This is a genomic window from Streptomyces cinnamoneus (genome assembly GCF_002939475.1).
GTDB lineage: Bacteria > Actinomycetota > Actinomycetes > Streptomycetales > Streptomycetaceae > Streptomyces > Streptomyces cinnamoneus_A.
Genome location: NZ_PKFQ01000001.1, coordinates 206,594 through 220,809, shown reverse-complemented (window position 1 = coordinate 220,809; position 14,216 = coordinate 206,594). Strand labels below are relative to the sequence as shown.

General features: G+C 73.5%; 11 protein-coding genes. 3 read left to right on the top strand and 8 right to left on the bottom strand.

Annotated elements, in window-relative coordinates:
- Window positions 1–49: 49 nt before the first annotated feature.
- The 5 genes from CYQ11_RS01175 to CYQ11_RS01160 form a co-directional block, all read right to left on the bottom strand.
- Window positions 50–1,276 (bottom strand): cytochrome P450, encoded by a 1,227-nt coding sequence (locus tag CYQ11_RS01175; RefSeq protein ID WP_099199218.1) that lies wholly within the window; start codon window positions 1,274–1,276, stop codon window positions 50–52.
- Window positions 1,273–1,395, bottom strand: coding sequence for a hypothetical protein (locus tag CYQ11_RS30585; protein ID WP_275666391.1), 123 nt, complete (start codon window positions 1,393–1,395; stop codon window positions 1,273–1,275). The genes CYQ11_RS01175 and CYQ11_RS30585 overlap by 4 nt, the downstream gene beginning before the upstream one ends.
- Window positions 1,392–2,606, bottom strand: a complete 1,215-nt coding sequence (locus tag CYQ11_RS01170) for a cytochrome P450 family protein (RefSeq protein WP_099199217.1) — start codon at window positions 2,604–2,606, stop codon at window positions 1,392–1,394. The genes CYQ11_RS30585 and CYQ11_RS01170 overlap by 4 nt, the downstream gene beginning before the upstream one ends.
- Window positions 2,603–5,797 (bottom strand): amino acid adenylation domain-containing protein, encoded by a 3,195-nt coding sequence (locus CYQ11_RS01165; protein ID WP_099199216.1) that lies wholly within the window; start codon window positions 5,795–5,797, stop codon window positions 2,603–2,605. Before CYQ11_RS01165 ends, CYQ11_RS01170 begins: the two co-directional genes overlap by 4 nt.
- Window positions 5,798–5,869: 72 nt before the next feature.
- Window positions 5,870–6,358 carry a pyridoxamine 5'-phosphate oxidase family protein gene (locus CYQ11_RS01160; protein WP_099199215.1) on the bottom strand — a complete coding sequence of 163 codons (489 nt, stop codon included), beginning with the start codon at window positions 6,356–6,358 and terminating at the stop codon, window positions 5,870–5,872.
- 346 nt (window positions 6,359–6,704) lie between these two features.
- Between CYQ11_RS01160 and CYQ11_RS01155 the strand changes: the two genes are divergently transcribed.
- Window positions 6,705–8,531 carry a hypothetical protein gene (locus CYQ11_RS01155; protein WP_099199214.1) on the top strand — a complete coding sequence of 609 codons (1,827 nt, stop codon included), beginning with the start codon at window positions 6,705–6,707 and terminating at the stop codon, window positions 8,529–8,531.
- A gap of 259 nt (window positions 8,532–8,790) precedes the next feature.
- Window positions 8,791–9,630, top strand: a complete 840-nt coding sequence (locus CYQ11_RS01150) for a class I SAM-dependent methyltransferase (RefSeq protein WP_240003396.1) — start codon at window positions 8,791–8,793, stop codon at window positions 9,628–9,630.
- A 132-nt stretch (window positions 9,631–9,762) separates the two neighbouring features.
- On the opposite strand, the gene CYQ11_RS01145 is transcribed toward CYQ11_RS01150, so the two are convergent.
- Together CYQ11_RS01145 and CYQ11_RS01140 are read right to left on the bottom strand one after the other, a co-directional pair.
- Window positions 9,763–10,773: a DUF4232 domain-containing protein gene (locus CYQ11_RS01145; protein WP_099199213.1), complete on the bottom strand. Its 1,011-nt coding sequence runs from the start codon at window positions 10,771–10,773 to the stop codon at window positions 9,763–9,765.
- Between the two features lie 182 nt (window positions 10,774–10,955).
- Entirely contained in the window at window positions 10,956–12,080 is a 1,125-nt protein-coding gene (locus tag CYQ11_RS01140) for an alkene reductase (protein WP_099199212.1), read from the bottom strand.
- An 85-nt stretch (window positions 12,081–12,165) separates the two neighbouring features.
- Between CYQ11_RS01140 and CYQ11_RS01135 the strand changes: the two genes are divergently transcribed.
- Window positions 12,166–12,546 carry a MerR family transcriptional regulator gene (locus CYQ11_RS01135; RefSeq protein WP_099199211.1) on the top strand — a complete coding sequence of 127 codons (381 nt, stop codon included), beginning with the start codon at window positions 12,166–12,168 and terminating at the stop codon, window positions 12,544–12,546.
- 158 nt (window positions 12,547–12,704) lie between these two features.
- On the opposite strand, the gene CYQ11_RS01130 is transcribed toward CYQ11_RS01135, so the two are convergent.
- On the bottom strand, window positions 12,705–14,117 hold the full coding sequence (locus CYQ11_RS01130; RefSeq protein ID WP_181143532.1) for an L-lactate permease: 1,413 nt from the start codon (window positions 14,115–14,117) through the stop codon (window positions 12,705–12,707).
- Window positions 14,118–14,216: the final 99 nt, after the last annotated feature.

Below are 14,216 nucleotides of genomic sequence, written 5' to 3'. Positions count from 1 at the left end.
CCCGCGGACCGTGAGGCCCGCGAGCCAGGACCCGCCGGGCCCGCGCATCTCACCAGGTCACGGGAATCCCGGCCGGCATGATGGCCATGCGGTTCGGGTGCCAGGGGACCTCCGCCGGCGGCACGGCCAGACGGATGCCGGGCAGGCGGTCGAGCAGGACGCGGAAGGCGACGTCGGACTGGCGGCGGACCAGGTGGGCACCGGGGCAGTGGTGACGGCCGTAACCGAAGCGCAGGTGCGGGTTGGGGGAGCGGGCAGGGTCGAAGGTCTCCGGGTCGGAGAACGCGGCGGAGTCGTAGTTGACCGCGTCCAGGGAGAGCAGGATCATGTCACCCTCCTTCACCTGGGCCGACCCCAACTCCGTCTCCTTGGTGACGAAGCGGGGGATCGCGTTGCCCAGGACGACGCTGCACCGCAGCAGCTCTTCCACGCACTGCGGCATCGTCTCCGGCCGGGCGCGCACCGCGCTCATCACCTCGGGGTGCTGGAGCAGGTTGAAGGCCGCGACGCCCAGGAAGCTCGCGAAGTCCTCGTAACCGCTGACGAAGAGGACGGACACGATGTTCGACAGCTGTTGGTCCGTCAGCCCCTGGTGGGCGGCGTTGAGATCGGCGAGGCGGTCCGCGAGCCCGCGCGGCTCGCCGGGGCGGCGGGCGGCCATGTGCTCGTCCATGTACACCCGGATCTCCTCCCAGTTGCGGGCGAGTTCCTCATGGGTGGGTGTGACCATGGTCAGGTCCAGGTCGGCCCGTACGGCGAGCCACTCCCGGTCTTCGAAGGGCAGGCCGAGGAGCCGGCACATGCACTGGGCGGCGACCCACTCCGCGAAGTGGTGCTGGAGGTCGCCGGGGCCGCCTTCCCGGACCATCGCGTCCAGGCCCTCGCCGGTGACGGCCGCGACCCAGTCGGCGGGCAGTTCGGGCTGGTCCCGGCCGAGGGCCTTGAGCACCTCCTCGCGCAGCCCGGCCTTCTGGAGGTGGTTCATGGCGTCGAGGAGTTCGGGCGCGAGGATCGGGGCGTCCTGACCCGGGCTGTCCGCCTCGGCCAGCACGGAGCGGGCGAAGGAGCGGTCCCGCAGCACGTGCTGCGTGAGCTCGTAGCCGGTCACCAGCCATGCCTGGTCGCCGGAGTTGGTGCTGACCCGGGCGACGGGGCAGCGGCTGCGCAGTTCGCCGAGCTCGGGGGCGAGCCGGTCGCCCCGGGTGCTGAAGGGGTAGTGCGGGAGGGGCTGGTCGTGCGGTGCTTCCTCGGACGCGGGTGCGTGCGGTGCGGTCACGGGATGCGGGCCTCTTTCCTGATGGGGTCGCCGATGTCGTCGGCAGGGTCGTCCGCTGTGTCGTCGGCGGGCTCGCGGACGGGCCCGCCGACGGGGTGCCGGCTGAGCGGGGGCGTCACCAGCGCACCGGGAGCCGGGCCGGTGCGCGCAGCGGAGTGGACTCGTCCCAGGGGATGGTCTTGGCCGGAACGGCCAGTTCGACGCCGGGGAGCCGCTCCAGCAGCACCTGGATCGCGATGGCGAGCTGCATGCGGGTCAGATGCCCGCCGGTGCACGCATGGGGGCCGTGCCCGAACGCGACGTGCGCGTTGGGGGTCCGGGTCAGATCGAGGCGGTCGGGCTCGGCGAACGCCTCGGGGTCGCGGTTGGCGGACGCCGGCACGGGGACGACCGCGTCGCCGGCACGGATCCGCTGCCCGTGCAGGGTGAAGTCCTCCGTCGCCACGAGAATGTTGATGGCGTTCATCAGCGGCACGTACCGCAGCAGTTCCTCCACCGCGGTGGAGGTCCTCTCGGGCGCCTCGCGCAGCGTCCGCATCTGCTCGGGGTGCGTGAGCAGTGCGAGCAGCGCGTTGCCCGTGTGCTGGATGTTGGTCTTGTAGCCGGCCATGAGCATGGTGACGACGAAGCTGACGACGTCGTCCCGGGTCAGCTCGCTGCCCGGCCGGCGGGCCTCCGCCAGCAGCAGCCGGATGTAGTCCTCGCCCTCGCCGTCCTCCTTCTCCTTGCGGGAGATGAGCTCGCCGGCGTAGTCCTGCAGCGCGTACAGGGCCGCGAGCACCTCCTCCATCGTCAGCCCGGCCGCGCCGAGGAGGGCGAGGGTGTGCGGGAGGTAGACGTCGCGGTCCTCGTACGGCAGGCCCACGGTCTCGCACAGCACCCGCAGGGGCAGCGGCTCGGCGTAGGCGGCGACGAGGTCCGCCGTGCCGTCCTCGGCCCCGGCCACCATCGCGTCGACGAGCTCACCGGCCATCGCGCGGATCCGGGGCTCCATGAACTCCAGGCGGCGCCGGCCGAACATGGGCAGGACGGTGCGGCGGACGCGCTCGTGGTGCTCGCCGGTCATCTCCAGGAAGGTCGGCAGGCACGGCGGCGGGGCGTCGTCCCCCTCGCGGGGCGGCCAGGCCGACAGCAGGGGCCGTACGAGCCGGGGGTCGGCGAACGCGGCGCGCACGTCCTCGTAGCGGCTGAGCAGCCAGCCCGTCTCGCCGTTGGGAAGCTGTGCCTTGACGACGGGTGCTTCGGCCCGCAGGCGGGCGTAGGCGCACGGCGGTCCGGCGGTGCCGGGCTCGACTTCGGGGACCGGGATGAGGGCGTCGGGGTGGCTCATGCGCTGTGCTCCGATCCTGCCGCGGGCGAGGCCGGCGCGGAGGCGGGGCGCGCGATGTAGCCGGAGGTGAAGAAGTACTCCAGGTATCGGTCCAGCAGTGCGGCGTCGACCGGTGGACAGTGCAGCCCGCTGCCGGCCAGCGCCTTCTCGGCGTTGCGCCGCCCCAGGACCGGGAAGGTGCCCTGGAGGTACATCTCCTTGACGGACATGTCGGCGTTGCGGCTGCGGTCCACGCACAGGGAGACGAACGGCGCGGTGGCGCTCGTCGGGTGCTCGGCGACGTGGCGCACCAGCTCGCCGACCCACTGGTCGTACGGCAGCGTGCGGAGGGTGAAGCCCGCCGCGCGCATCCGGTCCAGGACGTCCGTCAGCATCGCCGGGCGGGGGTTGGTGAGGTGGTAGACCCGGCCGTCGGCCGGCTGGTGCGTGGCGATGTGCACCACGGACTCGGCGAGGTGGTCGACGGGGACGAAGTCCATGGGCAGGTCGATGCCGGGGGCCAGCCCCGTCTCGGCGATCGTCTTGAACAGCGAGCAGATGGCCGTCTCGGTGTTGCACGTGCCGTGCACCCCGTCGCCCGTCACCTCGTACGGCCGGTACACGGCCACCGGAAGGCCCTGCTCGGCCGCCCGCCGCAGCACGCCTTCGGCGACCCACTTGCTCTCGGCGTACCCCATGGTCAGCCCGTCGGCGTGGGACAGCGGCAGGTCCTCGTCCACCTCACGCACCCCGGCGGTGCCGAATCCGGCGACGACGGCGACGGTCGACACGAAGTGCACCGGCACCCGGCGGGGCGCCGCGATCCGGACGACCTCGCGGGTCCCGTCGACGTTCGCCGGGCGCAACTGCTCGTAGGGGTAGAGGAAGTTGACGTGGGCGCCGTTGTGCACGACGAGGTCCAGGCGGCGGGCCAGTTCCCCGGCGTGGCCGGCGTCGAGCCCCAGGCGGGGCTGGGTCAGATCGCCGGGGAAGCACTCCACGCGCTGACAGTCGGCCTCGTCGAGCCGCAGCCCGTAACGGGCGAGCGCGGTGCGGACCCGCTGCGCGGCGTGCGCCGGGCTCGTCGCCCGTACGGGGCAGTGGACGCGGGCGGCCGTCGAGCGCAGCAGACGGTGCAGCAGGAACGCGCCGACGAACCCCGACGCGCCCGTGAGCAGGACGTCTTTCGGTTCGTGCGGGCGCGGTGCCGGGCCTTCGGCGGGCGGGAGGGCGAAGCCGAGGTCGGTCTCGCGGTCGAAGTCGACGGCGGGTTGCCCGCCGGCCGCTCCGCCGAGGCCGCCCCGCGCCTCGCGGACGGCGGCGGTGAAGCCCTCCAGCGTGGGCGCGGCCAGCAGGGCCCTGATGAGGGTGGAGCCCAGGGCGGCGTCGAGGCCGAGCACGGCGAGGGTGCGGGTGACGGCCTCCGAGGCGAGCAGGGAGTCGCCGCCGAGGAGGAAGAAGTCGTCCTGGGGCGCGGGGCGTACGCGCAGCACCCGCTGCCACACCTCGGTGAGGACCCCGAGCAGGCCCTCGGCCTTCGGCTCGTCCGCGTCCCGCGCGGCCACCGCGGCGCTGTCCGGGCCGGGCCGTGGCGCGGCGGACTTCAGGCGGGTGCGGTCGACCTTGCCGCCGCTGGTCACCGGGAAGTGGTCCAGGGGTACCAGCGTCGGGACGGCCTGCGGGGGCAGCCACTCGGCGCAGTACGCGCGCAGGGCGGGCAGGGGCAGAAGACCTCCGGGCGCGGCGGCCGTGACGTAGGCGGTCAGGGAGCCCGCATCGACCTCGACGACGGCTTCGCCGACCTCGGGGTGGGCCCGTAATCGGGCCTCCACCTCGTCGAGTTCGACGCGTGCGCCGCGCAGCTTGACCTGGCGGTCGAGGCGCCCGCGGTACTCCAGCAGGCCGTCGGCGTGCCGTACGGCCCGGTCGCCGGTCCGGTACAGCGGGCCGCCCGGCTCCACCGCGGGCAGCGGGAGGAACCGCTCGGCGGTCAGTTTCGGGTCGCCGAGGTAGCCCAGGGCCAGCCCGTCGCCGCCGACGTACAGCTCCCCTTCCTCGCCCGGCCCGGCGACCGAGCCGTCGGCCCGCAGGACGTGGCAGGTGGAGGCGCCGAAGGGACGGCCCAGGGGGACGTGCGCGGCGTCTTCGGGAAGGGGGCTCAGCACGTGGGCGGTGGAGACCACGGCGTTCTCGGTCGGACCGTAGAAGTTGACCACCGTGGTGCCGGGGCAGGCCGCGAGGACGGCGTTCGCGAGGCGCGGATCCATCGCCTCCCCGCCGGCGGAGACGAAGCGCAGCGCGGCCAGGGCCTCGGGACGGGTCCGGGCGACGAGGTGGAAGACGCTCGTCGTCAGATAGGCCACGGTGACGCCGCCGGCATGGAACAGCCCCTCGAGAGCGGTGGGCGAGAGCAGTTCCTCCCGGTCGGCGATCACCAGGCAGGCGCCGGTGAGCAGCGCGCCCCAGATCTCGATCGTCGAGGCGTCGGAGGACAGGCCATAGGCGTGCAGGACCCCGTCACCCGGCGCGGGCGAGGGAAGCTCGGGGTCGGACAGCACGAGGCTGACCACGCCCCGGTGGGGTATCGCGACCGGCTTGGGGCGGCCGGTCGTACCGGAGGTGAAGACGACGTAGGCGCAGTCGGTGGCGGAGCCGGTACGGGAGGATCCGGTACGGGCGCCGGCGGACGGTGCCGGGGCGTCACCGGCGGCCTCGGCGAGGGGCCCGTCGACGCGCCCGTCGACAGGCTCGTCGAGGGAGCCGACCGCGACCGACGCGCGTAGACCGCGCATTCGGCGCGTACTGCCCGGCAAGGTGACCGCGGCACGCAGTCCCGCGTCCTCGGCCATGGCCCGCAACCGGGCCGGTGGAAGGTCCTCGTCGAGCGGTACGTACGCGCAGCCGGCCTTGAGGATGCCGAGCAGCGCCACCAGCGCCTCCAGCGAGCGGCTGCCGCACACGCCTATCAGATCGCCCGGCCGGACGCCGTGGGCGATCAGGCGTGCCGCCAAGGCGTCGGCGTGGGCGTCGAGTCGCCCGTAGGTCACGGTGCGCTCGCCGTGCCGGGCCGCCGGGGCGTGGGGCCGTGCGGCGGCCTGGGCCTCGAACAGCTCAGGGATGAGGCCGTCCCGGGGGTACCCGGGCACGGGCGTGCCGGCGACCTGGGCCTGAGGCCGGGGCAACGGGCGTGACGGAACGTAGATGTCGGTCATCAAGTCCTTCTCGTTCTTACGACTTTCGTGTGGTGCGGTGTGGTGCGGCGGCGCGGACGCGGGAGCGGGTGCTCAGTCCGTGCCGCCGCCCTCGCCGGCGCCGCCCTCGGCGAAGTCCGCCGCGAAGGCGGCGAAGTCGGCGCTGCGCCAGTGCTGCGGCCGCATGCGGAAGACGACGTCGTCCTTGAGCTGGTCCGAGGTCGCGGCCAGATACCCGCGCGCCTCCTCGGGGTCCAGGTACCGCTGGGCCAGGGCCTCGCGCACGGCCGGGTCCACCGGGTCCTCGATCGCCGTGACGGGCCCCTCGACGCTGACGTACCGGTAGGGCCGCCCCTCGTCCTGCACGCAGAGGCTGAACCGCCCGGCGGCGCGCAGGAGCTGTGCCTTGATGGTCTCCCGGCCCATCTCGACGACGACCTCGCCGCCGGGCTCGTAGGCGTACCAGACCGGCACGATCAGGGGCGCCCGGTCGCCGCCCCTGGAGTCGGTGACGCCCAGGACTCCGACGCGCGGTTCGGCGAGGAAGCGTTCACGGTCGGGGCGCGGCATGGCGGGCAGCATGGGTGGGGCTCCTGTCTCGGGGACTGTGGCTGGAGTGGTGCTGGCGCGGTGAAGCCACCGCGATGACAATCTTGAGAGCGAGTGATCAATCCCCGGCCGAATAGCTGCTAAACACATGCTTTAGGCGGTTTTGAGCCGCTTCTTGGGGGTCTGTCCGGCCATGAAGCGTGGGCGGGGAGGGCAACGGGCGGGCAGGTAGGCCCGGGTACGCCGGACTGCGGAACGCCGCCGCACCGTGACGACCGGAAGACCGGCCGGCGTCCCACGCCGTGAATTCCTTCGACAGATCGTGACGCGACTGGCAGGCTGCGCACATGACCTACGGAATCGAGTCCCACCCCACCCGGTGACCGCGCAGGAACAGCGCGACGCGCTGACCCGCCCGCTCGCCCTCCACGACCACATCCAGCGTCGGCTGCGCGACGCCCTCGGCGAGCTCCCGCCCCGGCGCGGCCATCCCCTCCCGGCGGAGCGGGAAGAGGCGGAGACCTCGCTGCCCCAGAGCGGGGCCAGGGCCGCCGTCGAGGAGGCGCTGAGCCCGTTGCCGGACGACCCGGCCGTGCTGCTCCGCCGCTTCGCCCGCCTCGGCATCCGCTCCCATCACTGCTTCACCATCCGGTCCGTCGTCGCGGACCTGCCGCTGCCGACCCGGGAGCAGCGGGAAGCAGCCCGTTCCCTGGGCCGGCAACTGACCCGCACCGGCACCACCGTTCCAGCCGTCACCACCGGCATCGCCCTGCTCGCCCGCCTCGGAGAGCCCGAAGACGTCCCGTACCTCTCCGCCCTCGGACTCCTCCGGCCGTTCCCCCGACAGGCCGTCAGAGCTCTCGACCCCCTCGACCGGCCGGCCGCCGCCCTCGTCTGGCTCGCCGCCGGCACCCGCTGCGAGGAACTCCTGCCACTCGTGCGCGCCCTGTGGGCACGGGACCGAGCGGCCATCCGCACGGAGCTGGTCGCCCTTCCCGCCTCAGCCCTGTTCATCGGCGCCGAGAACGCCCGGCGGATCATGGAAGCCACCCGCCTGCCCGCCCTGCTCGCCGACCATCCCTCCGACACGGCGCTGCTCGCCCGGGCCGGCAGGCTGCTCGTTCAGCTGGGCGCCTCCCGCGATCAGGGGAACAACCTCCTCTCCTACCCGGACGCGCTCACCCTCTACGAACATGTCGTCACGCGGGCCGGAATCCTGCCACCGGACCTGGACGACCACGCCACCTTGCTCTCGCTCGCCCTGGATCTGCGCAGCGGTCCCGCAGCACTGCTGGACTGGCCCGCCGGCCGGCGTGCGGCGCTGCTGGAGTCCCTGGGGCGGCTGCTGGCCCAGCCCCGCTGGGCGGCGGTGGCGGACTCCACCGAGGGCGGCGCGGAGCAGCGGTTGCGGGCCGGGTGGATCCGGCGCACGGGGCGGCGGCCCTTCACCGGCCCGGCCACGAAGGGCAGGCTGCGGATCGAGGTGGTCGCCGGTGACCTCGCGGACCGTGGGCCCGTCGAGACCCGCATCCTCATCGACGGGCTCCCCGTCGTGCCGGCGTTCTTCGCCCGTGGCCCCGCCGAGACTCCCGAGCACCTTCTGGACGGCGGCCTGCTCCGGGCCCGGCCGGCCCCCCACGAGGTGCGGCTCGCGGAAGCCTCCTGCACCGAAGGATGCTGCGGCGCGCTCTACGTCACCATCCGTCGCGACGGCGAGCAGGTGGTGTGGGACGACTGGCGAAGGCCGCTCACCATGCCTGGCGGCAGGGAACCCGCCCCCGAGCCGCCTGCCTACCGGTTCGACGCCGCCGCCTACGACGCGGAGGTGGCCCGCGCCGAGGCCGATCGCTCGTGGTCCTGGCCGGCCCGCACCGTCGCCCGCCTCATCAAGGCGGAGTTGACCGCGCGGCCCGGCCTGCTGGCCCGGTGGGACGCCCTACAGGGCTGGATCAGCAGCGGCTTCGACGATCCCGACACCACGGTCGTGACGTTCTCGTACGCGCCGGGACTTGCCGCCGGGAACGCGGACGGCATCCCCCTGCAGTTCCGCTGGGTCATCCCGGACGACGGCGGTCCGCCCGAGCGACAGGCCGCCGCCGCGCTGCGCCGGCTGGCCGAGGAGGACCCGAAGACCTACGGGACGGTGTGCGGCGGCAGCCGTGAACGTGCCGAGGAACTGGGGTTCTGCTGGCCTGACGGCTCCTGAGGAACGGCAGCGGCCGGCTGGGGGCGGTGCCGGGCAGGGATTCCCGGCCCGCCCGCCTCACCGGCCGGAGGCCGAGGCCGGGGGAAGGCCGGGCCGAACACAAGCCGAACAAGCCGAACAAGTGAGACGAGCTGAATCAGCGCTCCCGAACGGAGACGGTCGGCCGCGGCGAAACGGCTGGTTCCAGCCGACGGCCCCCTGGGTACGGCTGGGTGAGCGGGCCGCCGCGCGGCTCGCTCTTCCCACGGAGGTGGCTCGGATGACGCACTGCCCGGGGGCGGCCCCGCTCCCCATGCCGCCGGCGGTCCAGGAGACGTACGGGCCGGCCGACCTCGGCGCCACGCCCCTGTTCGGCGGGGGATTCATCAACTTCGGCCACTGGCAGGGCATCGACCTGGGCCCCGTCCTGACCGAGGAAGACCGGATCCGCAGCCAGCGGGCCCTGTACCGACACGTGCTCGCCGCCTTGGCGCCCACCGAGGGGCTGCGCGCCGTGGAGGTCGGCTGCGGGCTGGGCACGGGCTGCGCCATGGCGCTTGAGGAGTACGGCTTCGCGCAGGTCACCGGGATGGACATCCACCCGCAGCAGCTCGACCGGGCACGCCGCGCCCAGGCGGCCCTGCTGGCCGATCAGGCCGATCGGCTGCGCTTCGTCCAGGGCGCGGCGGAGAGCATGCCGTACGGCGACGCCGAGTTCGACCGCGTGTACAGCGTCGAAGCCGCCCAGCACTTCCGCGACCTGGACGCGTTCGCGAGGGAGACCGCCCGCGTCCTGAAGCCCGGCGGCCGTGCCGCCGTCACCAGCTTCTTCGTGCCCGACGCCGATCCGGCCCGGCCCGGCCAGCTGGCCGCCCTGCTCCACACCTTCGCCACCGGCCTGGACGTCGCCCACAGCATCCCGGAACTGACGGGGAGCCTTGAACGGTCCGGCCTGACCGACATCCGCGTCACGTCGATCGGCGCGGCGGTGTGGCACGGCTGGGACCGCTGGCTTTCGACCATGTGGCAGCCGGGCACGTGGCCCCGCAACTTCCTGCGGGCCTACGACGACGGCATCCTCGACTACTTCACGGTCACCGCCGCCCGCCCCGGGGCCTGACCCGCCCACGCCGACGACTCGCGCCGTGTCCGGCATGACGGCGAGGATCCGCGGCGGCGTCGGGGGAGCGGGTGGGATCGCCGACCCCGGCCGGAGGGGCGCGGCCCGCACCGTTCTCGTCGAGGTGCCGTCTCAGGGTCGTACGGGCCGAGCGGACCCGGACGGCGCTTCGGGGGAGTGCGCGCCAGCCGTGCCGCCCTGGCCCGGGGCGTTCGTGTCGTCCTTCTTCCAGGGGCCGACACCGAGCTTTCCCGTCGTGCCCAGGTCCAGTTCCGGGGTCACCGTCACCGGGACGGCGTCCGGCTTCGCCCACGCCCTCACGTAGGGGGCGTGCACGGGGTCGCCGACTCCGGCTTCGACGGTGTTCCGCCAGACGAGGGTGGCGCGGGCCCGTTCGCCGGGTTGCAAGGTCAGCGGCTGGGGCACGCCGTCGGCTCCGGTGCCGGTGGCGATGGAGTCGCCGCCTTGGAGGACCTTCACGCTGTCGACGGGTCTGTGGTCCTCGTCGAGGAGCTGAAGCTGGGGGTAGCCGTCGAGCCGGTCGGCGCGGGTGCCGCAGTTCTCCAGGTGGAGCCCTACGGCGCGGAGCCCCATGGCGGCGTCGCCGTCATCGGTGTACACACGAAGTCCCGAGGGCGGGCAGGGACCTCCCGGGGAGGGCGCTTCGCTGGTGGGCACGCTCCTCACCTTGGCGATCCGCACGCGTGCTGCTCCGCCTCGCACGCTGGACGGAGGCCGGCTCATGGTGACGGTGCGTCTGAGGGTCTCACCGGGCATGACGGAGGCCACGGTCTGCCCCGGATTCTCCAGCGCTTCCCCGGAACCGGACAGGAAGGCGAAAGTGATCGTGTAGCTGAAGGGCTCGGTCTGGTGATTGGTGACCTCGAACTCGGCGCAGCTCCGGCCGCCCCGGCTCAGTCCGACGATCTTGACTCCGTCCTTCTCCAGGCCGGACGCATCCCCCGGCGGAACCGCTGCACCGGACCCGGCCGCCGCGCCGGAGGGCGACTCCTCGCAGGAGGAACCGTCGCCCTTCACTCGCGCCGGGCGGTCGCTCCGTGAGTCGGACTGCTGTGGTCCGCAGGCCGTGAGCAGCAGGACACCGACGAGGAGGACGGGAGGGGTGAGGAGGACGCTGCGCATCTTGCCAAGATGATCAGGACGGGACGGCACCGGGCTATGACGGAAGCCACGTCTCCGGTCACGGTCCTGTCACAGGCGGACCGGACACCCTCCCGGCGAGACGCCTGGCGTCGGAGAAGGGGAGCGGCGCCGGGGGACGCGGGGTTCACCCGTCCTCGCGTCCCGGCGCCCCGTGTCCCGGTTCACGCGGAAAGGGCCATCGAGCGTTCGGCGCTCAGCGTGGGGTAGTCGGTGTAGCCCGTCGGGCCGCCCACGTACATCGTGTACTGGTCCCGCATCCGGTTGAGGGGAGCGTCGGCCTCCAGGCGCTCGACCAGGTCGGGGTTGGCGATGAAGGCGCGGCCCAGCGAGATCAGGTCGGCGCCCGCGGCCAGCAGGCGTTCCCCCGCGCTCCGACCGCCGTCGGCGGGCAGCGCGGCGGGCCAGCCCAGGTTGGGGTTGGCCATCAGCGTGCCGGGCCAGCTCTGCCGGATCCGGGCGAACAGCTCCGTCGCGGGATCGGCGAACTCAAGGTGCAGATAGGCAAGGCCGACGTCCGCGAGAGCCTCAAGGAGCGCGGTGTAGATGGCCTCGGTGTCGCCCTCCTCGATGCCGTTGACGGTGTTCTCCGGCGAGATCCGCAGGCCGACCCGCTCCGGGCCGATCGCCTCGGCCACGGCCCTGGTCACCTCCACCACGAAGCGGATGCGGCTGGACGCCGGCCCGCCGTAGGCGTCGGTGCGCCGGTTGGTGTTCTCCGCCAGGAACTGGTGCAGCAACTGACCGTTGGCGGCATGGACCTCGACCCCGTCGAAGCCCGCCTCGACGGCGTTGCGGGCGGCCTGGGCGAAGTCGGCGACGGTGGTGTGGATGTCCTGGACGGTCATGGGGAGGGGCACGACGGAGGGCTGGCGGCCGGTGGGCGTGTGGATCGTCTCCGGAAGCGGAACGGGGGAGGGGGCCATCGGCGTCAGTCCGCTGTTGTCCGGGTGCCCGACCCGGCCACCGTGCTGGAGCTGGAGGAACATCCTCCCTCCCGCTGCGCGCACCGCGTCGGTCACCCGCCGCCATCCCGCTATGTGCTCCGCACCGTGGATCGCGGGAATGTTGGGATAGGTCTGTCCCACGGCGTTCGGCGTGGTGCCCTCGGCGATGATCAGGCCGGCGGAGGCCCGCTGGGCGTAGTACTCGGCCATCAGCGATCCGGGCACGCCGTCGGCTCCGGCCCGGTTTCTGGTCAGCGGTGCCATGACCAGGCGGTTGGACAGGTGCAGCGGGCCGAGGCGGGTGGGGGCGAAGAGACCGTTGTTTACGGGTGCGTTCGTCATGCCCGTACCGTAGATCCTGACACCGGTGTCAGATTCAAGGCGGATCGACGCCGGCGGCGTGGTGCCGTCGCGGACAGGGGGATGCATGCGGATCGGGGAACTGGCCGAGCGTACGGGAGTGAGCGAACGCTCGCTGCGTTACTACGAGAAGCAGGGCCTGCTGGCCGCCGAACGGACTCCCGGCGGTCACCGTGCGTACGGCGAGTGGGCGGTCGACCGGGTCATCCGGATTCAGGCCCTGTTCGCCGCGGGCCTCAACAGCGCCAAGATCGCGGTGCTGCTGCCCTGCATGCGGGACGCGGACGGCGGCCCCTCCGCGCGGGCGACGGGCCGGCTGGTGGCCGAACTCACCGAGGAACGCAGGCGGATAGACGGGTTGATCACCGATCTGCTCCTCTCCCGCGACGTTCTGGACGAAGCGATCGGAGCGGCCTCCCTGTCGCGCCGTGAGCCCGTCGGGTCGTGACGGAAGCCGCACGGCCTCAGAGGCCCGTCGGCAGGCCGAAGCGTGTCGCGGGGCACCGGCGTGGCGCTTGCCCAGTGCCGACGTCAGCCCTCCGCCGGGCCTTCCGCGCCGCGCCCCCGCCGCGCCCCGTCGCGGACCTCCGGGGTCCGGCCCGACGCTCACGCGCAGGAGACCACGACCACCGCCGTCGCCGCCAGCACGGTGTAGATCGCGGCCGCCACCCCCAGGCCGAAGCGCAGCAGGGTGTGTTCCGAGACGTCCGTGGACTTCGCGCGGTCGCCGGCCACCGCCAGGATCAGCATGATCATCGGCAGTGAGGTGAAGACGGTGTGGCCCGCCGCGCTGTTCTGCAGGGCCGCGAACCAGGTGTCGAGCCCGTCGCCGCCCGGGGCGAGGCGTTCCTGGAGCGGCATCATCATCGCGTTGCCGCCGACGTTCGAGCCGGTGAGGAAACCGCTCAACATGCCGAGCGCGGGGGCGGCCAGCGCGGTGACCAGCGAAGGCGCCCCGGCGACCGCCGCGCCCAGCTCCGCGATCATGCCGCTGTCCGCCATGAGCCTGCCGAGGGTGACGAACCCCGTCAGCGCGAGCAGTGGCCGACCGGCGCGGGCGAGCGCGGCACGGGCGTCCGGGCCGTGCGGGCGGCCGCGGTCCAGCAGAAGGGCGGCGGCCAGCAGGGGCAGCCCCGGCGAGGACAGCAGCGCGAAGCCGGCGTTGCCCGCGTGCAGTGTCAGGGAGGGGACTCCGGCGGCCGTCGCCGCCCGGGTGAGGGCGATACCGCCGAGGACGAGGCCGTACGCCTGCAGGACCGCACGCGGTGGAAGCAACCGGCCGGCGGGCTCCGCGCCGTGGCGGGACCGGCGGACGGCACAGAACGCCAGCCCGATGCCCGTGGTGAGCAACCCGGCCAGGACGCCCGCCGGCTGGACCACGCCCGCCAGGTTGAGCGCCAGCAGCCCGAGCGAGAGCGCCGCGCCCGCGGCCGCGGCCACCGCGGCGGTACGGAACCGGCGTCGCGGGCGGGCCAGGAGCGCCGCCCACGTGGTCACGAGCGGGAAGACCAGGCTGCTGGTGACCGCTGTGGCGGTGCCCAGAACGGCCACCTCCTTGCCCGTGAGCGCGGCACCGATGACGGTGGCGAGACCGAGGGTGCCCCACGGCATGATGTTCATGCCGAGCATGGCCTGCCGCAGGGCGGTCGGAGGGGGTGCCAGGGCGAGCAGCACGGGCACGGTGACCAGCAGCGACACCCCGAAGCCGGTGAGCGCCTCCACCGTGGGGGCGATGCCCGCCACCACCAGGGCGATCTTCGCGGGCCCCGGCAGCGGCAGCCCGCGTACCCACTCCCGCAGCGACCGGTGCACCTCCCGGCGGGTGAGCACCTGGCTCAGGTAGACGCCGGGGAGCATCACCGCGGCGGCGTTGAGCACCAGCAGCCCGGCTCCGCCGGCCCCGGAGGTCAGCACGTCACCCGGCAGGGTGAAGTCCGGCAGCCACCAGATCAGCACCGCCGCCAACACGGCGCCGGCGACCGCCGCCCAGTGCGCCGGCCGGCGCAACCCCGTGATCATCCCCAGGACCATGACAAGCGGGGACACCGCTAGTACCCACACCATTTGCCCAAGCCGCCTTTCGTCTCTCGCTGCACGGCTACGGCCCAGCCTGGCGGC

Bases quoted from the DNA above. Each gene is read 5' to 3' on its own strand.
- CYQ11_RS01170 (WP_099199217.1), bottom strand. From the start codon at position 2,606: ATGAGCCACCCCGACGCCCTCATCCCGGTCCCCGAAGTCGAGCCCGGC.
- CYQ11_RS01165 (WP_099199216.1), bottom strand. From the start codon at position 5,797: ATGACCGACATCTACGTTCCGTCACGCCCGTTGCCCCGGCCTCAGGCC.
- CYQ11_RS01160 (WP_099199215.1), bottom strand. From the start codon at position 6,358: ATGCTGCCCGCCATGCCGCGCCCCGACCGTGAACGCTTCCTCGCCGAA.
- CYQ11_RS01150 (WP_240003396.1), top strand. From the start codon at position 8,791: ATGACGCACTGCCCGGGGGCGGCCCCGCTCCCCATGCCGCCGGCGGTC.
- CYQ11_RS01145 (WP_099199213.1), bottom strand. From the start codon at position 10,773: ATGCGCAGCGTCCTCCTCACCCCTCCCGTCCTCCTCGTCGGTGTCCTG.
- CYQ11_RS01140 (WP_099199212.1), bottom strand. From the start codon at position 12,080: ATGACGAACGCACCCGTAAACAACGGTCTCTTCGCCCCCACCCGCCTC.
- CYQ11_RS01135 (WP_099199211.1), top strand. From the start codon at position 12,166: ATGCGGATCGGGGAACTGGCCGAGCGTACGGGAGTGAGCGAACGCTCG.
- CYQ11_RS01130 (WP_181143532.1), bottom strand. From the start codon at position 14,117: ATGATCACGGGGTTGCGCCGGCCGGCGCACTGGGCGGCGGTCGCCGGC.